Origin of the sequence: Paraburkholderia sp. CNPSo 3272 (genome assembly GCF_024206495.1) — a bacterium.
Lineage (GTDB): Bacteria > Pseudomonadota > Gammaproteobacteria > Burkholderiales > Burkholderiaceae > Paraburkholderia.
Genome location: NZ_JAMBPQ010000015.1, coordinates 83,481 through 103,296, shown reverse-complemented (window position 1 = coordinate 103,296; position 19,816 = coordinate 83,481). Strand labels below are relative to the sequence as shown.

The following is a 19,816-nucleotide window of genomic DNA, read 5'->3' as shown; positions in this document are numbered from 1 at the left end:
AACGTGTTCGGCCGGGCGTATGCCTCAAGCGGCAAGCGCTGCATCGACCGCGGCCAGGTATTGCTCGAAGCCTGCCTGCTGCAGCACGGTTCGCACGCGCGCGAGCTCGCCTCGCGCGGCTTCGTCCGCGGGGGCCTGAAGGACGCGCGCGAGTGCGCGTCCGCGCGCCGCGAACAGCTCGGCCCAGGGCAGGGGTTCGCGCTGCGTGTAGTCCTCCAGTGCGCTCGCATGGCGCAGCGCGCCGGCCGGATCGCGGGCCGCCAGCATCGCTTCGATCGCGTCGCGGTAGAACCAGAGATGGTTGTGGCCGACCGCGCCGAGGCGCAGCAGGTCCGCGCCTTCTGCCAGCAGGCGCGTGCGCTCGTCATGCTCGTCGACCGCGCAGGCGAGGGCGCTCAGATTCTTCGGCGCGGAGAACTGCGTGCCCACCTCGCGCGAGATCGCAAGCGCCTCGCGCAGCGCTTCGACCGCTTCGCCGCGGCGTCCATCGGCGAGCCAGACACGTCCCTGCATTTCCAGGTTCTGCGCTTCGAACCGGCGCGCGCCCAATTGCAGGATCACGCGCCTTTCCTGCTCCAGATGCACCTGCGTCGCCCGCATATCGCCTAGCTCGTAGCAGGCGAACACACCGAGCGTCTCGCCCAGCAATTGCGCGCGCGGCTGCCCGATCAGCGCCGCGGCGCGCACGGCGGCCGCGGCGTCTTCGCGCGCCTGCCGCGGCTCGTTCAGATAAATGCGGCTGAAGCCCTGCATCGAAAGATTGGCGACTTCGATCCGGCCGCACCCGTGCTCGCGGCTCAACGCCACGCAATCGCTGAAATGGCGGAACGCGGTCCGCATCCGGCCTTGTGCGTAGGCGGCATCGGCCAGGCCGCCGAGCGCCCGGGCCTCGGCCTCCGGCAGGCCGAGGCGCCGCGCATACTCGAGCCCGCGTTCGTGCTCGGCGCTGCAGGCATCGATCCTGCCGAGCGGAAAATAGATGTTGCCGCGCAGATAGTGAAGGCTCGCGAGCTCGGCCACCCGGTCGTCGCGTTCCGCGATCCGCTGCGCGGACTCGAGCAGACCCAGCGCTTCGTCGAGTCCTTCGCTCACCCGCAGGCCTTCCGCGAGCCCGAGCTGGCAGCGGCACAGACTGGCGTCGTCGGGTGCCGCCGCGAGCGCCGCGCGCCAGGTCGCGATCGAGCCCGCGATGTCGCCAAGGTCGCGCTGGAGTTCGCCCTTGCAGCAGCTCAGGGTGTGGCGGTCCGTTTCCGTCCGCGCGATCTCGAGGCCCCGCTCGGCGAGGCGCAGCGCGGCCTCGAGCAGGTGGGCCGTGCGCTGAGCGAGCGCGGCTGCCAGGTAGGCCTGCGGCGCGCGTTCGTCCTCGGCGCGGTCGAGATGCTGGGCGTGCAGCGTGGGGTCGCCGTGCGCGAACCAGTCGGCCGCGCCGCGGTGCAGCTCGCGCCGGCGCGCGCGCAGCAGTGTCGAATAGGCGCTCTCCTGGATCAGCGCATGGGCGAACAGGAACTCCTCGCCCTCCGGCAGCACGAGCGCATTGGCAAGCAGGCCGTCGCAGACGTAGCCGGGGTCGTCGATGAGCCGCCGCAGCAACGCAATGCCGAAACGCTGTCCGATCACGGCAGCCGCCTGGAAGGCCAGGCGGTCGCGCGGCGCGAGCCGGTCCATCCGCGCGAGCACGAGGCTGCGGATCGAGCCTGGCACGGCGTTGCCGCTGCCTTCCTCGGCGTTGCGCAAGAGCTGCTCGAGGAACAGCGGGTTGCCGCCCGCGCGCTCGATGCAGGCGAGCGCGACCCGCTGCGTCGCGTCGATGAAGTTCCCAGCGAGGCTCAGCGCTTCGTCCTGGCGCAAGGGCCCGAGGTCGATCGTCGCGAACGGGGTGTTGCGGCAGCGCGCGCGCCACGCCGCATCGATCGGGTCGCCTTCCACGCGCGAGGTCGTCACGAGCAGGCCCGGGCCGTTCGCGATGCCCGAGGCGAAGGCCGAGAGATAGTCGAGCACTTCGGGCTCGGCCCAATGCAGGTCTTCTACGATGATCAGCGTGGCGGCCCGCCTGCAGGCGTCGCCGGTCAGTTTCGCGGCGAGCGCCTGCTTGCCGCGCTTGCGCGCGCCGTGGTCCATGGCGTCGTACACGGTTCGCCATTCGTCCGCGAGCGGCAGGTCGAGAAGGTCGTGGAGAAACGCGTGCTGCCCGGCCTCGAGGCTGCCGTCGGCGGCGAGCTGCGAGGCGGCGGCGCGCCGCGCGTCGCTCGATGCGCCGGCCGGCAGGCCGAGCAGGCTGCCTGCGATCGTGTGCACGGGATCCTGCCCCTTGCCTACGCCGAAATCGAGCACGAGGCCCCGATGGATCTCGAAGCCCTGCGACTGCGCATAGCGGCGCATCTCGTCGACGAGACGCGTCTTGCCGATGCCCGCTTCGCCGCGCACATGGACGATGTGACCGGCCCGCCTCGCGACGCACGCGCGGACGATCCCATGAAACTGCTCGAGCTCGGCCTCGCGTCCGACGAAAACACTCTGACCCGTCTTCGCCGATTCGCTCGCCGGGTCGCTCGAAATCGCGCGCAGCCGCCATGCGCGCACCGGCGTGTCGATGCCCTTGAAGCGCTGCTCGCCGAGCGCGTCGCAGACGGCGGCGGCGCCGAGCGCGCGCGCCACGTCATCGGATAGCCAGGTCTCGCCGGCCGCCGCCGCAACCTGGAGCCGCGCGGCCAGATTTACCGGACTGCCGGTCACGGTGTAGTCGCGCGCGTCGACGCAGCCGAGCGCGCCGGCGACGACCTCGCCGCCCGCGATGCCGATATGGGCCTGCAGCGTCCGCGCCGCCTGTGCGCTCAGTTGCGTCAGCGCCTCATGGATGTCGAGCGCCGCGCGCGCCGCGCGCAGCGTGTCTGTCTCGTGCGCGCGCGGCGCGCCGAACAGCGCCATCACCGCATCGCCGATATGCCTGTCGGTCGTGCCGCCCCAGGCGAGCACGATGCCGTCGACGAGCGCCGTGAAGCGGCCAATCAGCGCGCGCACCTCCTCGGGATCGAGCGTGCGCGAGAGCGCGGTGAAGCCGCAGAGATCGGCAAAGAGGACGGTGACCTGCCGGCGTTCGTCTGCGGGGATCTCCAGCGCGTTGGCTGCGACCGGCGTTTGCGCCCCGGGCACAGCCGCGGCCGGCGGGTTCGGCGCAGCGGCGGCGAGGATCCGTTTGCGGTGACCGAGCGACTGCACGCCGAGCTCGCGCAGATCCGCGTCGGTCAGCTGCGCGAGCAGCGAGGGGTCGATATCGTTTGCCGCGAACGCTTGCGCGTACTGCTCGAGTCCCAGGGCGCGCAGCCATTGCTCAATTTCCATGTTCGCCGCCTGGATGCGATGCCGGTTGCCTGATGCGAACCGCCCCGAGCCCGTCGGGATGGTGCCGGTGAATTTCCAGTGTAGGCGCGCGCCAAGGGCCGCGTACGGCGTTTGACAGGCTTTCCGGCGCGGACGGATACTGGATCGCTCCCCATCGCGCCTCGCGCATTGCACCGGGAATTCACGTGAAGCCGGGCAAGACCGTTACCGCTGCCGACGTCCCGCCGCGCTCGCGCATCGCGGCGCTGCCCGGCGATCTGGCGGCCGGCGCGGTATCGGCGCTCGTCATGCTGTGCTACGCGATGAGCCTCGGCACGATGATCTTCAGCGCCGATTTGGCCCGCTACGCCATGCTCGGCGTGCCCACGGCGCTCGTCAGCTGCGTCGTCACGGCGCTCGTGATCGCCTTGACGAGTTCGATGCGCCTGAACATCGGCGGCCCGGACAGCAACGCGGCGGCGTTTCTCGCCGGCGTGGCGGCAGGCGTCGCGAGCAGCGTGCGTGCGGACGGCGGTTCCCCGCAAACGCTGCTGCTCACCGTGCTGATCGCCATCGCGCTTTGCTCGCTCGTGACCGGCGTCGTGCTCTACGCAATCGGGTCGTCGAAGCGCAGCCGCTCGCTGCAGTTTCTGCCTTACCCGGTCCTCGGCGGTTTCCTCGCCGGCACGGGCTATCTGCTCCTCGCCGGCGCGTTTCGCGTCATGACGGGCGAGTCGCTGCAATGGCACACGCTCGCGTTGCTGACGCATCTTCACTGGCTCGCCTGGCTGCCTGCGCTCGTCGTCGGCGTGCTGGCCACGATCCTGATGCGCAGCTGGAAACACGTTGCGGCGCTGCCGCTCACGCTCGCCTTCGGCATTGTGCTCTTCTACGTTCTGCTGCGCGCCGCGGGCCTGTCGATCGACGACGCGCGCGCCATGGGCCTGCTGCTGCCGCGCGCGGCGCTGCGGCTCACCGGGCTACCGGAGCTGCACCTGCGCGCCCAGCTCGGCCAAGGTGGCATCGACTGGACGGCGATCGCCGCACATCTTCCCGAGAGCCTCGTGGTCACGTCGGTTTCGGCCGTCACGATCCTGATGAATTCGACGGCAATTGGCGCGGCGACAGGCGAGGAAGTCGATCTCAATCGCGAGATGCGGGCCGCGGGCCTCGCCAATCTCGCGAGCGGGCTATTGGGCGGCATGGTTGGTTATCAGTCGTTCAATCGCTCGATGCTCAACGCGCGCGTGGGCGCAACGAGCCGGATGGCGGGCGTGTTCGCCTCGCTCGCGTGCCTCGTCGTGCTGGCTGCGTCGCCCGGTCTCGTCGCGCTCTTTCCCGTGCCGGTGCTTGTGGGACTCCAGCTTTTCATGGGGCTGCGTCTCATCGTGCAGTGGGTGGTCGGCGCCTGGGCGAAGCTCGCCTGGTACGAGTACCTGCTCGTGCCCGTCATTCTCGGCACGATCGCCGCCTGGGGTGTGCTCGTCGGCGTGGGCGCAGGCGTGATTGCCGCGTGCGTGATGTTCACGCTGCTCTACGGCCGCGTGAGCTGCATTCGCATGGAGTTCGACCTTCGCACCCGGACCTCGAATGTCGAGCGCAACATCGAGGAGGCCGAAGCGTTGCGCGGGCTCGGCGCCCAGGTGTGCGGCATGTGCCTGCAAGGGTTTCTCTTTTTCGGCACCGCCAATTCGATCCTTCAGCGCATCCGCGAGCGCCTCGCCGCGCGCGATCGGGTGCGCGTTCGATTCGTCGTACTTGATTTCGGGTCGACCCAGGGCATCGACGCGTCGGTGTCGATCAGCTTCGTCAAGTTGCGGCAGCTCTGCGCGACGATGGATGCGGACCTGATCTTGACCGCGCTGCCGTCGCGCTCGCGCGATCTACTGACGAAAACCGGCACGCTCAATCTGCGCATTCGCGAATTCGAGACGCTCGATGCGGGCCTGGAGTGGGTGGAGGACCAAGTGCTCGCATCGCGCGCGCTCGCGCCGAAGCCCGGTGACGACCTGCACGCGCTGCTCGCTGCGCATTTCACGGCCAGCGCGCTGAACACGCTCTCCACGCGGCTCGAAGTGCAGGATCTGCAAGCGGGCCAGGCGCTGTTTCATCGCGGGGACCCGGGCGACGCGCTGTACCTCATCGAGCGCGGGCGGCTCGCCGTTTCGCTGCCGCTCGGCAACGGGCGGTCGGTGCGGGTGCGCGTTTGCCTGCCGGGCACGGTCATCGGGGAAATGGCCGTATACACGCAGCAGCCGCGCAGCGCGGACCTGGTCGCCGAAGTGCCGACGCGCGTGCGCAGGCTGTCGCTGGGGGCGCTCGTTGCGCTCGAGCAGGACGACCCCGCAGCCGCCCAGCAGTTTCATCGCTTTCTGGTGAAGGTCATTGCGTCGCGCCTTGCCTTGGCCACCGAGGCCCTGCGGGCGGCCTACTGAGCGGTGCAGGGGACCAGCGTCAGAGCGAATTTTGTGGCGCGTCCTGCAGACCTCCCGCAGCAACGCGTTCCGTGGCACCTTCATGCGCATGATCGTCAAGCGATATCCGCGACGTTTCCGGCAGGGACATCCCGCCAACCAGGGCCAGCAGCGAGACCGCGATCAGGTAGTAAGCGGGGGAGATGCTGTTACCCGTCGACTCTATCAGCCAGGTGGCGACGAGCGGTGCCGTACCGCCAAAGATCGTATAGGCGAGGTTGTAGGTGATCGCCGAAGCGGTATAACGGGTGCGGGTCGGAAAGATTTCGGAGAGCAGTGCCGCCGTGACCACGCCCGACAAGACCGCGCCGAGCGCAAGCATGCATGCACCAGCGATCGCGGTATAGAAGGAGAGCGCAGTCACGGACACGAAGGCACCGAGGCGCACGATCGCGCCTGCCTGGGTCTTGAGCGTTTCGCGCAATGGGGCGTGCGCCAGCTCGTAATCGTGTTCGACTGCGGCAAACGATGGCGTTTCGCCAAGGCGCGTGCGCAGATACAGTCCGACCAGACCGATAGGCGCAGCGGCGATGAACGGGATTCTCCAGCCCCAATGGCTCATCGCCTCTGGCGACAGCACGGCGTCCAGTCCGGATGCCACCACGGCGGCGCTCGCGAACGAGAGGAACGTGGAGACCGGAAGAAAGCTGCCGTAGCGCGCGCGCTGGTGCTTCGGCGCATGTTCCATCAGATACGCGCAGGCTCCTGCGTATTCTCCGCCGGCGGAAAATCCTTGCACGCAGCGGACGATCGCGAGCAGCAAGGGGGCGAGCATGCCGACCGATGCATAGGTCGGCAGGAAGCCGATGACCGTTGTTGCGCCTGCCATGATCAAGATGGTCAGGGCGAGCGTTTTCTTGCGGCCCACCGGTCTCCCACCACGCCGAAGAAGACGCCGCCGAGCGGCCTGAATGCAAAGGCGACGGCGAACACCGCGAAGGTCTTCATCAACGCAATCGCCGGGTCGCCATTCGGAAAGAACTGGCGAGTCAGCAGGGTTGCCAGAAATCCGTACACGGCAAAGTCGAACCATGGGAGGCGAGCGGTTTAACGCTGAATTCGCACGGTGATGATTCGCACAGTTAATGCGACCAGAAATGTCGCTCCTGGAACGAAGCGGACATGGTGACGCGCTGAAAGCGACATCAGACCGGTGCTGTCGCGGGAGGGCAAGACAAACTCGTTTTTCGAATGGTTTTCCGGCGCCGGGCCATTCAGATTTGATTCACCAACCGGTCTCGCAGTTGCCGCCGCAGCACTTTTCCGACCGGCGTTTTCGGCAGATCGTTCACGAATACCACCTGCCTCGGCACCTTGTAGGCGGTGAGGCTCGTCCGCGCGAACTCGACCACGTCCGACTCGGTCAGCGCCGGTTCCTTCTTCACCACGAAGGCGACGGGCGTTTCGCCGGATTGTGAATCGGCCACACCGACGACCGCGACCTCCAGAATGCCGGGATGCCGGAAGAGCACGCCCTCCACCTCGTTTGGATAGACGTTGAAACCGGAGACCAGAATCATGTCCCGCTTGCGGTCGACAATTCTGATGACGCCGCGCTCGTCCATGGTCCCGATGTCCCCGGTCGCGAAGAATCCATCGGCGCCGATCGCATGCGCCGTTTCCTCCGGCCGGTTGAAGTAGCCTTGCATGACGACCGGCCCCGCAACGAAGATTTCGCCCGGCATACCGGCGCATACTGCCGCGCCGCGTTCGTCGCGGATTTCAATGCGCATGGAAGGCAGCGGCACGCCAATGGTGCCTTCGAAGGCCGTCTGCGTGACGGGGTTGGCCGTCACCGCGCCGGCGGCTTCCGAAAGACCATAGGCCTCCACCACCGGCGTGCCGGTGAGTTTCTGCCATCGTTCGGCAACGGCGGGCTGGGTCGCGGTGCCGCCTCCGAAGGTGCTGCGCAACGCGGAGAAGTCGAGCGCGCCAAAGGCCTCGTTGTTCATCAGCGCGGTAAACAGCGTGTTGAGGCCGCCAAACACGGTTGGCCGGTGCGTGGCGAAGTCCTTTACGAGGGAGGGAATATCGCGTGGATTCATCACCAGAACACAGCGGGTGCCCAGATGAAACGAGACCAGGCATTGGCACACGAGGGCCGCCACGTGGTAGAGCGGCAGCGCGACGAGCGTGACTTCGCCGCTCGCCCGGAACACCGGTTTGACCCACGCGGCAAATATCAGCACGTCCGCGACTACGTTGCCATGCGTCAGCACGGCCCCTTTGGGTTCGCCGGTCGTGCCGCCGGTGTATTGCAGGAATGCCCGTGTCTCGCGGTTAAGCGCCGTCCTCGTGAAGTCGGCGGCCGGGCGCGCGGTCATGGCGGTCCTGAAGGCGATCGCACCGGCAATCGTCCAGTCCGGGACGAGCTTTTTCTTCTTTCGTACGACGTAGTCGACAAGGATGGATTTCGGGAAGCTCTGCATCTCCGCCACGCGCGCGACGATCACGTGCTCGATGGCGACCTGGCCGAGCGCCCGCTCGAGGGTGGCGGCGGAAACCTCCATGACCACGATCGCCCGTGCACCGGAATCCTTGATGAGATTCGCCAGTTCCGGCGCGGTATAGAGCGGGTTGACGTTGACCACGGTGAGCCCGGCCCGCAGTGCCGCAAACATGGCGATGGGCTGTTGCAGGGCGTTCGGCAACATCAGCGCGATGCGCTCGCCGGGTTTCAGCCGAAGGTCTTTCTGGAAATAGGCGGCGAGGCGCGCGGAGTACTCGTCCAGTTCGCGATAGGTGAGATTCACGCCGAACTGATGAAAGGCGATCCTGTCGCCGAAGCGCGCGACGGCCCGTTCCAGCAGCGCTGCCATCGAGGGGTAGTCGTCGAGGTCGATGTCCGCCGCGACGCCAGCGGGATATTGCGAAAGCCAGGGCAAGTTCGACATGTCGTCCTCCGCGGCGGGACTGCTTCGGCGTTCGCTGCTTCTAATTTTGGACTCCTAGCGTATTCTCGCTGCGGGTTCACAAGTGTGCTGTGGCGCACGTACGCGCACGATCGGGCGCGCATTTTCTCGCGAGGCACGGCGGCTATTCGACGGGAGCCGGCTGAACGTTGATTTCCAGCGGTTCGCCGGGCATTTGCGACGCGGGCGCGACGTCTTCTTCCGGCGTCGGTTGGGCGGTCTGAACGGCGGGCGGCGGGACGCCCTTGCCAACAACGGGCGCGTCGGCAACCGGCGCGGGCGCTCTGGGCTGCGCGCTATGGGCACTCGTCATGCCCGTGCCGACGTTCGAGCCCGTGCTGTTCGCGCTCTTGAGGAGACCGTGCGAATCGAACAGGAACACGGCCGCGGACGAGTGTGTGTCGGCGCCGGCGACCAGCGAACCGATGAACGGGATATAGCTTTCCGGGTGCGGACGCGATGTCACGTAGGTGTAGACGAGCAGCGTCGAGCCGTCGTCCAGCGCGGTCTCGACTGACGCCGGGCCGAGCGCGACGATCACGTCCTGCAGCGTCGTCACGCCGTGCCTGAAGTTCGCCATCTGTTCGGGCCTGACCTCGACGCCGGCCGTCACGCAGCCGGCGAGTAGTGCGCCGCACAGCAGCCCAGTGACCACTTCGCGCTTCATGTCGCCTCGCCCCCTGATATGGATTCTAGGACGAAGGAGGCTGGCGGGTCGAAGTAAAGCGAGAGGCGCCACCGTTCAGACCACGCCGGGCCGATTGCTACGCGAAGCTCGAGCGCAAGACCGGCGACTTCGCGACCGCGGCGGCGGCCGTCACGTCGCGTCTTGGCGCGATAACGTCGAGCAAGCGCGCATTGCTCTGACGAATGTCGGCGTCACGATGATTCGCGCCGTGGACGCCGAGCAGGCCCTCGTCGGCAAGCCGTTCGACGCACGCGCGATCCACGAAGCGGCGCGGCTCGCGATGGCGGCGTGCAATCCGGTGGACCGCCATTGCCGCCGTGCGAGGCTACGTGAACCCCGTGTTCGGGATGAGCGTCGAGATCGCGGCGTGGAGGGCCGCACGGCACACGTCGATCCTTGCTACCCCGGCTGACGCTCAAAACGACCGGTGTGGTTGAAGCCTGGCGGCGCTGCATTCACAATGGTCGCCAGGCGTTTTCCCACCGCGTGAGACGAGGTCGACTCCATGATGAACGGGCTGCAAGAGAAGTTCGCGTACGTCAACGGCATCCGCATGCACTACGTCGAAAAAGGCACGGGCCCGCTCGTGCTGCTCTGCCACGGCTGGCCGGAGTCCTGGTACGTCTGGCGCTGGCAGATCGATGCGCTGGCGGCCGCGGGCTATCGCGCGGTTGCGCCGGACCAGCGCGGGTACGGGCTCACCGAGGCCCCGGAAGCCATCGAGGCTTACGATATTCTGAACCTGGTCGGTGATCTCGTCGGCCTCGTCAAGGCGCTCGGCGAAGAGCGGGCGATTCTGATCGGGCATGACTGGGGCGCCGCCGTCGCCGCTTACGCTGCGCTGCTGCGCCCCGACCTGTTTCCCGTTCTCGGCCTGCTGAGCGTGCCTTACATGCCTCGACGTCCGGTGCGTCCGTCGGTGCGCTTTGCGCAGATTACGCAGGAATGTCACTTCTATCAGGACTATTTCCAGTTGCCGGGACGCGTCGAGCGTGAACTGGAAGAGGATCTCCGCCGCTCGATGCTTGGCATTCTCTACACGGCGTCGGGAGACCCGGTGGTAAAAGGGCAGCCGGCCAATTTCGCGATCTTTCCCAAATCGACTCGATTCGTGGACAACCTCACGTTGCCCGACGAGCTTCCGCCGTGGTTGACCGAGACGGATCTGCAATATTTCGTCGCTCAGTTCGAGCGGAGCGGGTTTCGGGGGCCAATCAACTGGTATCGGAATATCGATCGGAACTGGGCGCTGACCAGCTTCCTCGACGGCGCCCGGATCATGCAGCCGACGCTTTTTCTCGCCGGAGAACTGGATGGCGTCGTGAAGATGGCAGCGAAGGATTACGACGCGCTTGAGAGCAATGTTCCCAACCTCTGGAAGAAGCATCTCATTGCGAAGGCGGGTCACTGGGTGCAGCAAGAGCGTCCCGACGAGGTGAACGCGTTCATGCTCAACTTCCTCGCCGGATCGGTTCACGCGCTGGCCGGCGGCGCAGTCGAAAGCCAGCCGAAAGCACCGGCTGGCAAGTTCCAGTAAGTTGAAGCGGAACAGCCTGGCGCGTCAGTGTGTGGCAACGCTGACGGCGACGATTTCGTAACCGGGGTCGGCGTGCTCGGACGCCGCCTTTTCGGCTTCCTCGTATGAGACGAAGGACTTGGCCCCGCTAATCTCCGGCGCCATGCCGATATCGCCGTCCTCTGCGCAGCAGAGGTACTGCTGGCCAGTCTTCACCACGTAGACCGTCGTCATGATTCCCTCCATGGTTCGCGGGGGAACTTCCAGTCTAGCAGGTCGGAACCGTGCCCGAGGGCGGGGCGATTGCCTTTACGCTATCGGCTGGAACCTTCGATTCTATTCGCTTCACGACGGACGGCAACCCTTCCGTTGTTTCAATCCCAACGCTGGCCTTCGTCGCCGGCAGAATTGTTCTGGATGTGCAACGATAGGCGTGCAACTCGCAGCTGTCTGTAGAGCTGGACAATCCAACGGGGAGGGTAGATGAGAGAGAACGCCGAGACGCTATTCGTCGCTTCCGAAGACATTGCAACCGCGTTGAACCTGCTGGAGAGCATCGAGGTCGAGGTCGGATTCGACAGCGACGATCCGGAGAGTATCGAGCAGGCGATTCTCGCCGTCGAGGAGGCGATCGATACTCGCCTGAAGGGCCACCGCGGCGACGCACGGGTCGAATCAGCAATCCTTCGCGTCAAGTTCGACTTCCGCTGCGCAATCCTCGAACAGGCCGCGTCCGATGATGAGGCCGGCAGCGTCCAAACCCTGCATTGAGACTTCGCGGAATCCGGCGCCTGCTTGATTCCAACGGATGAATGGCGCCGCGCCCGGCGCGCCGCCATTCATCCGGCAACGGACTTTACATGTTGTTACCCGCGCGCAGCGGACGTCCGGGTGGGCTTTGCTTATACTGCCGCGCAATTGCCACTCCTCCTCATGCTTGTCGTGCCCGCAGCGGCGACAACGCGAACCCACCGTGACGTACATGCTCTCTACCAGGTCCGCACTCACCGCCGCGCTTGTCGCGGCAGCAAGTCTTTCGTTGTCTGCATGCGTTGCGCCGGGCTACTCGCCGTACGGCGCGCAGCAAGGCAACCAGGGCCAATATGCAACACCGGCGGCGCCGGCGTATAGCCAGCCCGCCTACGCACAACCGGGCACCGTGCGGCAACCCGTCTACGCACCGCCGCCTGCGCCGCAACAGCCGTACGATACGCAAAGCAACGGTCAGTACGGTGCTCAGTACAATCCGCAATACGGCAACCAATATGGCACGCAGTACGGCACGATCTCGAGCATCCGGCCGTTGAGCAACGCCACGGGCGCTTCGGGCATCGCCGGAACCGTGGTTGGCGCGCTGGTTGGCGGCGTGCTCGGCAACCAGGTGGGCGGTGGCCGCGGCCGCGACGCCGCGACCGTCATCGGCGCGCTCGGCGGAGCCTACGCTGGCAACCAGATCGGCCAGCAGATGGGCCAGCCCGCAGGATTCCAGATCGACGTGCAACTGAGCGACGGCTCCACGCGCGCGTTCAATGTGCCGACGTCCGGCGACCTGCGTCCGGGCGACCGCGTGCAGGTCAATGGCAACCAGCTGGCGCGCTACTGATTCCGGCGGCTGTCGCATACCAGAAGGGGTCCTGAATATCTTGTTGGCATCGATCGGGAAAGCTGGCGCTTGTCCGAGGTTCACACAAGCTGGCACCTCTGTCAGGTCCCAGGATCAGGCGAGGCTGCTCGAAAGGACGGCGAGCGTTTTCCACCTCGCCGCCTGGGCGATGACACCGCAGCACTCAGCAGCGGGCGAACGCAGCAGGAGCGCGAAAAAGCCTGCGCCGCAACGCCCGTGCGCTGCGCGGGCTACTACGCGGACTTCTGCGCGGGCTACTGCGCGGTCTGCTGACGCTGATATTCGTTGTGCTTCATTTGCATGTAGTCGGCGCGGCTGACCTCGTGCAGTTGCCGCGGATACCGCTCCGTCGCGTCGAACCACTCAGCGAGGCGTTTGTCGAGGCGGGCGGCGGGCGGGCTGGAAAGCGCATCGAGATACGCTTCGATGGCGAGGTAATAGCGCATCGTGTTGCGTTCGACCAGACCGCGCACGCCGCCGATGTATCGCGTTTCGTTCGTCGACGGATCGCGGGTGGTGGAAAAGCCGACTTTGTCGCTGCCTATCGTCGCCAGATAGGCTTTCATGGCAAGCCTTCCCGCCGTGCCGTAACCGTAGGCGTAAGTCAGGTGAATAAAGGTGCGATCGTCACCCACCGGTATGGCCTCCAGCACGATCCGGTAGTCTCTCGTGCTCAGCGGACCCGTGGCGGCGGAAAGCTCCACGCGAAAATAGCCAGGGCTGCTCACTGCCTGGTTCCAGGTGAATTGCACGCGGTACGATGAGGAAAGCGATTCCTCGGTTTTCTTGCCGATATTCACCGCGAGAATCGTACCGCTCGCGCTGGTCGAGGCATGGCAGTACTTGATGTTCAAGTGCAGGATCAGCACGTCGCACCAGTTGGCGGGCCCTTGAGTCGGGTGGTTGAGCGTGTCGTTGACCGTCGCGAAAGGGAAGTTGACCACGCCATAAATATCGCCTTTGAGTGCCGATGGCAACTCCTGGGATTCAAGGTACAGCGGGCGCTGAAACTGGTTTTGCGCAAGTAGCTGCGTGAGACTCTGATACTTTTCGCGCAGGCTCGTCGCCCTCGCGTCCGCTTGCGCGAATGCGCCCTGGCCCAGCACACAGAGCGCCGCGGTCATCATGGCCATCCACCACAAGCGCGTGCGCCGGATGCCCGATGTGAATCTGGCAAGCAACCTCATGGCCTTCCTCCCGCGTTGACTCCGTGTGAACTCCATCGATGCGACTACCCATTTGGGTGGTGCGCGCCGCCTGTCGTTCTGTCATTGTGAACCCATGAATTAGGAACCGACGAATTGGGAACCCACGAATTGTGAACCGACATTGGCAGGAGACTTGCAATGGAAACAACATCTTCGAGCGCAAATCCTTTAATGGTTCTCTCGGACGCTCTGGCCGACATTGTCGCGCGAGTCGGGCAGAGCGTCGTGGCAATCCATGGCCGGCATCGCATGCCGTCGAGCGGCGTAATCTGGCGCCATGGCGTCGTCGTGACGGCTGCCCACACGATCCGGCGTGAGGAAGGGATCGAAATCAGCTTGACCGACGGTCGTGCGGTCGCCGCGGTCCTCGCAGGCCAGGATCCGGGCACCGATCTCGCCGTGCTGAAACTGGACGGGGTGGACGTGGGCCCCGTCGAGTCCGGTGATGCGGGCTCACTGAAGCCGGGTCATCTGGCGCTCGCCGTTGCGCGTACCGACGAACTCGGCGTCAGCGCCGATTTTGGCGTGATCGGCGGAACAGGCGGCGCCTGGCGCACGTGGCGCGGCGGCCAGCTCGACGCATTCGTGCGGCTGGACGGCGGTCTGCGCCCGGGGTTCTCGGGCGCGGCCCTCGCTGATATGCGCGGTCAGGTCGTGGGCATCTGCACGGCGGGACTGATGCGCGGCGCCGGCATGGTGATTCCCGCGATGACGGTCGAGCGCGTCACCGATGAACTGATGGCCAAGGGGCGCGTCTCGCGGGGCTATCTCGGCGTCGGCACACAGCAGGTCAGCCTGCCGAACGCGTGGATGGACAAAATGAACCTGTCGTTCAATAGCGGATTGCTGATCAGCTCGCTTGCGCCGGGCGGTCCTGCGGAACAGGCAGGCGTGCTCATAGGCGATGTGCTGATCGAACTGGACGGCAAACCCTGCCGCGACATGGGCGACCTGCATGCCGCGCTGGGCTCGACGGGCATCGGGCAGCCGTTGTCAGTCACATTGATCCGGGGCGGCGAGCGCCACGCGTGCGCGGTCACCGTGGGCGAGCGGCCCCAGCGGAATGCATGCAGGTGAGGTCCGGGACGCGGCGATATGTCGGACGGAACGATGGAACCCACGGGGCCGGTGCGAGTCGCGGTAATCGCGGCATCTTCGCAGGTGCGCGCAGGCCTGCAGACGGTCGTCGAGGCGGAGCCGGCACTCGCGTTCCTGGGTAGCGCCGCCGACGCCGAAGCGCTCGCCGCTTACCTGGCCGGTTCGGTGCCGGATGTCGTCGTGGCCGACATCGAGCCTCAGGCGAGCGACGCGTTCAAGACACTGTTCGAACCTGGCCGCGCGCCACCCGCGCTGGTCCTGTTGCTCGACGACCCGGATGGCGACGCGTTCGTCGACGAACTGCCCGCCGAGGCGACAGCAATCCTGTCGCGCGACGTGACGCCCGCCGAAATCGTCGCGGCCATCGAAGCGGCCGCCGCCGGCCTGTGCGTGCTGTCGCCCGATATCCTCGCAAGGCTGCTGGCCGGGCGAAAACCGCTGCGCCAGTCGGCATCCGGCGGACCGTTCGAAGCCTTGTCGAACCGGGAGATAGAAGTGCTGGCGATGCTCGCCGACGGCCTCGGCAACAAGGAAATCGCCCGGCAACTCGATATCTCGGACAACACGGTGAAATCCCATCTCTCGTCCATCTTCGGCAAACTCGGCGCGACCAATCGCACCGAAGCGGTGATGCTCGGTATGCGGCACGGATACCTCATGGTGTAGGCAGACCACGGCCGCTCGCGCGATAAAAGCGGCGCGGAAAACGCTCTCAAGAATCCTTCAGGCTTGCCGATAACACTCGGATAGGGCGTTATTCGGCAGCGGCGCTGCCCCCGACTTGCGGCGAGAGAGATTCCATGCAGATTCAACCCATTACCGGGACTACGACTACGACCACTGCCTACGGCAGCGGCGGTCAGACCTCGACGGGCGGCGCAGGCAATGGCGCGTCCTCTGGCGCGCAATCGTCGAATTCGAACGGCGACAGCACGACGGGTTCCTCGACGAGCGCGTCCAGCAGCAGCACCACGTCGACTTCGACTTCGACGCAAAGCACCTCGGCAACCTCGAAGTCGGGCGGCGGCGGTGGCGGCGCGGTATCCTCCAGCAGTTCGTCATCGAGCGAACTCGACGAATTGAATGCGCTCATCGCGTCGCTTCAGGCGCAGCTAGCGCAGGTGTCGTCGCAGACCTCGGGCGCCGCGGCGCAAGGGTCGAACTCGGGCGAGATCAGCCAGATCAAGGCGCAGATCCAGAGTGCGCAAAGCGCGTTGAGCTCGCCGTCGCAATCGGACGCGAGCCAGGTCAGCCAGATCGCGTCGCAACTGGCGAGCGTGCAGAGTTCACTGGCGCAGTTGATGGTCGCGAGTGGCAAGACCACGGGGCTGGTCTCGGCGACGGCGTGAGCGGAGCGGGGCGGCCTGGTTCGGTCTGCCCGTCAGTGGTCGAGCGCAACGGCGGCCCTGCTTGCTACTATCGTCGGCGCCGATAACGGAGCCGACTGTGACCAATCCAACTCTCCACCTCTACGCCGACGCCCAGTACGCCAGTCCCTATGCGATGTCCGTCTTCGTCGCCCTGCACGAGAAGGCGCTCGCTTTCGAGCTTTCGACCGTCGATCTCGCAAGAAGCGAAAACCAGCAGCCGGAATTCGCGGCGATGTCGCTCACGCGGCGCGTGCCGACCCTGATCCACGACGGCTTCGCGCTCTCGGAGTCATCGGCGATCACTGAGTATCTGGACGAAACCTTCCCCGGCGTGGCGCTCTATCCCGCGGATCGCCAACAGCGCGCCCGCGCGCGCCAGGTTCAGGCGTGGCTGCGCAGCGATCTCATGTCGATCCGCCAGGAACGCTCGACCGAGGTCGTGTTTTACGGCCCGACCGCGGCGCCACTTTCCAGCGCAGCGCAACTCGCGGCTGAGAAGCTCTTCGCGATGGCCGAAGCGCTGCTCGCGCAAGGCGAAAGGCATCTCTTCGGCGAGTGGTCCATCGCCGACGTGGATCTGGCGTTGATGCTGAACCGTCTGGTGCTGAACGGTGATCCGGTGCCGCATCGGCTGGCGCAATACGCTCTGGCTCAGTGGCAGAGGCCTTCCGTGCAGCGCTGGCTCACGCTCGAGCGGCCGCCGCTCTGAGGCTGCGCCGTCGCGCAGGGCTTGCGGATGCTGACCGGATGGCGTTCACCCAGGCCTCAGAAAATCGAGCGCCCGATGCGCGTCGTCAACCACTCCAGCGCTAGCGAGCCGACCAGCGAATTGCCCGTCGCGTCGAGTCCCGGCGACCACACGCACACGGCGAACTCGCCGGGCAGCACCGCGATGATCCCGCCGCCCACACCGCTCTTCGCAGGTAAGCCCACGCGGTAGACGAAGTCGCCGGCCGCGTCGTAGGTGCCGCAGGTCAGCATCAGCGCAGAAAGGCGCTTGGCCGAACTCGCATCGAGCACGGGTTCGCCGCTCGCGGGCGAGACGCCGCCGTTGGCCAGAAAGAGCGCCGCTCGCGCCAGTTCCACGCAGCTCATCGAGATCGCGCACTGGCGGCAATACGCGTCGATCACGGTATCGGCGGGCATCTCCAGGTTGCCGAAGCTCGCGATGAAATGCGCCATCGCGCGGTTGCGCTCGGCGTGCGCGAGTTCCGACTGCGCGACGCGCAGGTCGTAGCCGATGCCGGGCTCGCCCGCAAGCCGCCGCATGAAATCGACGAGCGCGGTTTCGGCCTGCACGAAGCGGCGGCACAGCACGTCGGTCACGACGAGCGCGCCCGCGTTGATGAACGGGTTGCGCGGCTTGCCCGCCTCGAATTCGAGCTGCACGAGCGAGTTGAATGCCGTGCCCGAAGGCTCGCGGCCTACGCGCTGCCAGAGCGCGTCGCCGAGCAGCTGGAACGCGAGCGTGCAGGCGAACAGCTTCGAAATGCTCTGGATGGAAAAGCGCACATTGGCGTCGCCGGTGCGATACACCTGGCCGTCCACCGTGACGATGGCCATGCCGAAGTGATCGGCGCGCACTGTGGCGAGTTCGGGAATGTAGTCGGCGACGCGGCCCGTGCCGATATACGGCTGCAGGTCGCGATGGATGGCGTCGAGGATGAGCGTGTAGTCGAACGTGTGATTCATGGGAGAAAGCCGGGCAGTCGCGGCGGAGCGCCCGCCGCGGTGACCGCGATTGTAGCGGCTCGCGCTTACCGCCCCGGCTTCATTGCGCGCCCCGACTCGACCTCGCGGGTCAATGCGCCCCTGCTGCGCCGCCGCCTGCGCCGCCCTTCGTCGACTTCGTGATCCAGATGAGCGGAATGATCACGAGAAAGATGATCGCCGAGATATAGAAGATGTCGTTCAGTCCCATCATGGCGGCCTGCGTGGTGAGCTGGAAGTCGAACAGCGCGCGTGCGGAGGGCTCGCTCAAATTCAGCACCTTCTGCGTCTGGTCCATCGCCTGCACGAAGATCGGGTTGTTGACCGAGGCCTGCTCCGTGAGCCGCGCGTGATGCAGGATCGTGCGGTTGTTCCATGCGTTGGTCGCGATCGAGGTGCCCACTGCCCCACAGAACACGCGCACGAAGTTCGAGAGGCCCGCCGCCGCGGGCACGCGGCTCGGCGGCTGTCCCGCGAGGATGATCGCCGTGAGCGGCACGAAGAAGAGCGCCATGGGGATGCCTTGCAGCAGTGTGGGCAGCACGAGATGGAAGGTGTCGATTTCGATCACGTACTGCGAACGCATGTAGAACACCCCCGCGAACATCACGAACGCGATCGTCGCGATGATGCGCGCGTCGGAGCGCGGCAACAGGCGCCCCACCACCGGAGACAGAATAACCGCGAACACGCCGAGCGGCGCGGTCACGAGGCCCGCGTCCACGGAGCGATAGTTGAGGTACTCCTGCATCCATTGCGGCAGCAGCACCAGATTGCCGAAGAACACCGCGTACGCCACCGAAATCGCGATCGTGCCGCCGAGGAAGTTACGTTGTCCGAACAAACGCAAATCGACGATCGGGTGCTCCTCGGTCAGCTCCCACACGAGGAAAAACGCAAAACTGACGAGCGCGAGGACGCCGAGCGTCACGATCACCGGCGAGTTGAACCAGTCGAGGTCCTTGCCCTTGTCGAGCATGATCTGCAGCGAGGCAACCCAGGCGATGAGCAGACCGAGGCCCACGACGTCGATAGGCGGCTTGCGCGTGGGCGACTCGCGGTTGCGATAGATCGTCCACGTGACGAAGCCCGCGAAGAGGCCCACCGGAATGTTGATGTAAAAGATCCACGACCAGTTGTAGCTGTCGGTGATCCAGCCGCCGAGCGCCGGTCCCGCGATCGGGCCGACGGTCGTGGTCATCGCCCAGAAGGCGAGCGCGGTGGACGATTTGTCTTTCGGCCAGGATCCGAGCAGGATGGCCTGCGAGAGCGGAATCAGCGGGCCGGCCACGGCGCCTTGCAGCACGCGCGCGACCAGCAGGAACGGCAGGGTCGGTGCGATGCCGCACAGCCACGAAGCCAGCACGAACGAGAGGATCGAGGTGACGAACAGGCGCACCTGGCCGAAGCGCTGCGTGAGCCAGCCGGTGAGCGGAATGGACACGGCGTTGGCCGCCGCGAACACGGTGATGACCCACGTGCCTTCGTCGACGGAAACGCCCATGTCGCCGGAGATGGTCGGAATGGCGACGTTGGCGATCGACGTGTCGAGCACGTTCATGAAGGTCGCGAGCGAGACCGCGATGGTGCCGAGGACCAGACGGCCTCCCTGGAGCGGCGGCGGCGGCGCAGGCGGCGCCGATGATGCGGCGGGCTGGTTCAAGCAGGTTCTCCGCGTATTCGGTTTGCGGCACAGGATACCTGTAATCGTCTTTTGTCATCGCCAGCCGAGGAGCATCCCCATGCGGTGCAGGGTCATGGGGCTTGCGATTGGCTTTCGCGCGCGATCGGGCTGCCGTTGCGGCGTTCTGTAACGCGGGGAAACGGAGTCTTTCGTACACGCGTTGCGCGGCGAGCGTATCCTTGCGCCTGCCGCGCGCCGCGCAAAATGCGTGCGC

Annotated in this window: 18 protein-coding genes; 9 read left to right on the top strand and 9 right to left on the bottom strand. The window is 66.1% G+C overall.

Translation table 11 applies throughout. The annotated features are described in order from the left end of the window. Positions 1 to 24 precede the first annotated feature (24 nt). The gene (locus M3I53_RS19720) at positions 25 to 3,339 is read right to left on the bottom strand and encodes an adenylate/guanylate cyclase domain-containing protein (protein WP_254317557.1); all 3,315 of its coding nucleotides are present in this window, start codon (positions 3,337 to 3,339) and stop codon (positions 25 to 27) included. A 185-nt stretch (positions 3,340 to 3,524) separates the two neighbouring features. On the opposite strand from M3I53_RS19720, the gene M3I53_RS19715 reads away from it, so the two are divergent. Beyond that, entirely contained in the window at positions 3,525 to 5,753 is a 2,229-nt protein-coding gene (locus M3I53_RS19715; protein ID WP_254317556.1) for an SLC26A/SulP transporter family protein, read from the top strand. A gap of 19 nt (positions 5,754 to 5,772) precedes the next feature. On the opposite strand, the gene M3I53_RS19710 is transcribed toward M3I53_RS19715, so the two are convergent. The 3 genes from M3I53_RS19710 to M3I53_RS19700 all read right to left on the bottom strand — a co-directional run bounded on the left by M3I53_RS19710 (position 5,773) and on the right by M3I53_RS19700 (position 9,371). Next, positions 5,773 to 6,825: an MFS transporter gene (locus M3I53_RS19710; protein WP_254317555.1), complete on the bottom strand. Its 1,053-nt coding sequence runs from the start codon at positions 6,823 to 6,825 to the stop codon at positions 5,773 to 5,775. Between the two features lie 181 nt (positions 6,826 to 7,006). Further along, complete coding sequence (locus M3I53_RS19705) at positions 7,007 to 8,686, bottom strand: AMP-binding protein (RefSeq protein ID WP_254317554.1); 1,680 nt, start codon at positions 8,684 to 8,686, stop codon at positions 7,007 to 7,009. Between the two features lie 142 nt (positions 8,687 to 8,828). After that, entirely contained in the window at positions 8,829 to 9,371 is a 543-nt protein-coding gene (locus tag M3I53_RS19700) for a hypothetical protein (RefSeq protein ID WP_254317553.1), read from the bottom strand. Between M3I53_RS19700 and M3I53_RS38460 the strand changes: the two genes are divergently transcribed. Together M3I53_RS38460 and M3I53_RS19690 are read left to right on the top strand one after the other, a co-directional pair. Beyond that, complete coding sequence (locus tag M3I53_RS38460; RefSeq protein ID WP_309249537.1) at positions 9,370 to 9,804, top strand: hypothetical protein; 435 nt, start codon at positions 9,370 to 9,372, stop codon at positions 9,802 to 9,804. The genes M3I53_RS19700 and M3I53_RS38460 overlap by 2 nt on opposite strands. Before the next feature lie 93 nt (positions 9,805 to 9,897). Beyond that, on the top strand, positions 9,898 to 10,929 hold the full coding sequence (locus M3I53_RS19690) for an alpha/beta fold hydrolase (protein WP_254317551.1): 1,032 nt from the start codon (positions 9,898 to 9,900) through the stop codon (positions 10,927 to 10,929). Between the two features lie 24 nt (positions 10,930 to 10,953). Here the strand turns inward: M3I53_RS19690 and M3I53_RS19685 are convergent, their stop codons facing one another. Continuing rightward, a complete protein-coding gene (locus M3I53_RS19685; protein WP_254317550.1) occupies positions 10,954 to 11,142 on the bottom strand; it encodes a hypothetical protein in 189 nt (62 codons plus the stop codon). Between the two features lie 249 nt (positions 11,143 to 11,391). Here M3I53_RS19685 and M3I53_RS19680 point away from each other — a divergent pair, with 249 nt between their 5' ends. Together M3I53_RS19680 and M3I53_RS19675 are read left to right on the top strand one after the other, a co-directional pair. Then, the gene (locus M3I53_RS19680) at positions 11,392 to 11,679 is read left to right on the top strand and encodes a hypothetical protein (RefSeq protein ID WP_254317549.1); all 288 of its coding nucleotides are present in this window, start codon (positions 11,392 to 11,394) and stop codon (positions 11,677 to 11,679) included. A gap of 202 nt (positions 11,680 to 11,881) precedes the next feature. Further along, complete coding sequence (locus M3I53_RS19675) at positions 11,882 to 12,511, top strand: glycine zipper 2TM domain-containing protein (protein WP_254317548.1); 630 nt, start codon at positions 11,882 to 11,884, stop codon at positions 12,509 to 12,511. A gap of 275 nt (positions 12,512 to 12,786) precedes the next feature. On the opposite strand, the gene M3I53_RS19670 is transcribed toward M3I53_RS19675, so the two are convergent. Further along, a complete protein-coding gene (locus M3I53_RS19670; protein ID WP_254317547.1) occupies positions 12,787 to 13,719 on the bottom strand; it encodes a hypothetical protein in 933 nt (310 codons plus the stop codon). A gap of 192 nt (positions 13,720 to 13,911) precedes the next feature. On the opposite strand from M3I53_RS19670, the gene M3I53_RS19665 reads away from it, so the two are divergent. Continuing rightward, positions 13,912 to 14,817 (top strand): S1C family serine protease, encoded by a 906-nt coding sequence (locus tag M3I53_RS19665; protein ID WP_309249536.1) that lies wholly within the window; start codon positions 13,912 to 13,914, stop codon positions 14,815 to 14,817. A gap of 18 nt (positions 14,818 to 14,835) precedes the next feature. Then, positions 14,836 to 15,504, top strand: coding sequence for a response regulator transcription factor (locus M3I53_RS19660; RefSeq protein WP_309249535.1), 669 nt, complete (start codon positions 14,836 to 14,838; stop codon positions 15,502 to 15,504). A 193-nt stretch (positions 15,505 to 15,697) separates the two neighbouring features. Here the strand turns inward: M3I53_RS19660 and M3I53_RS19655 are convergent, their stop codons facing one another. Beyond that, positions 15,698 to 15,931: a hypothetical protein gene (locus M3I53_RS19655; protein WP_254317544.1), complete on the bottom strand. Its 234-nt coding sequence runs from the start codon at positions 15,929 to 15,931 to the stop codon at positions 15,698 to 15,700. On the opposite strand from M3I53_RS19655, the gene M3I53_RS19650 reads away from it, so the two are divergent. Together M3I53_RS19650 and yfcF are read left to right on the top strand one after the other, a co-directional pair. Next, positions 15,918 to 16,187: a hypothetical protein gene (locus tag M3I53_RS19650; RefSeq protein ID WP_254317543.1), complete on the top strand. Its 270-nt coding sequence runs from the start codon at positions 15,918 to 15,920 to the stop codon at positions 16,185 to 16,187. The genes M3I53_RS19655 and M3I53_RS19650 overlap by 14 nt on opposite strands. A gap of 97 nt (positions 16,188 to 16,284) precedes the next feature. After that, positions 16,285 to 16,917 carry a glutathione transferase gene (gene yfcF / locus M3I53_RS19645; RefSeq protein ID WP_254317542.1) on the top strand — a complete coding sequence of 211 codons (633 nt, stop codon included), beginning with the start codon at positions 16,285 to 16,287 and terminating at the stop codon, positions 16,915 to 16,917. 56 nt (positions 16,918 to 16,973) lie between these two features. Here yfcF and M3I53_RS19640 read toward each other — a convergent pair whose 3' ends face one another. Both M3I53_RS19640 and M3I53_RS19635 read right to left on the bottom strand, forming a co-directional pair. Then, the gene (locus M3I53_RS19640; RefSeq protein WP_254317541.1) at positions 16,974 to 17,900 is read right to left on the bottom strand and encodes a glutaminase; all 927 of its coding nucleotides are present in this window, start codon (positions 17,898 to 17,900) and stop codon (positions 16,974 to 16,976) included. 109 nt (positions 17,901 to 18,009) lie between these two features. Then, entirely contained in the window at positions 18,010 to 19,581 is a 1,572-nt protein-coding gene (locus tag M3I53_RS19635) for a DHA2 family efflux MFS transporter permease subunit (protein ID WP_254317540.1), read from the bottom strand. Positions 19,582 to 19,816 lie beyond the last annotated feature (235 nt).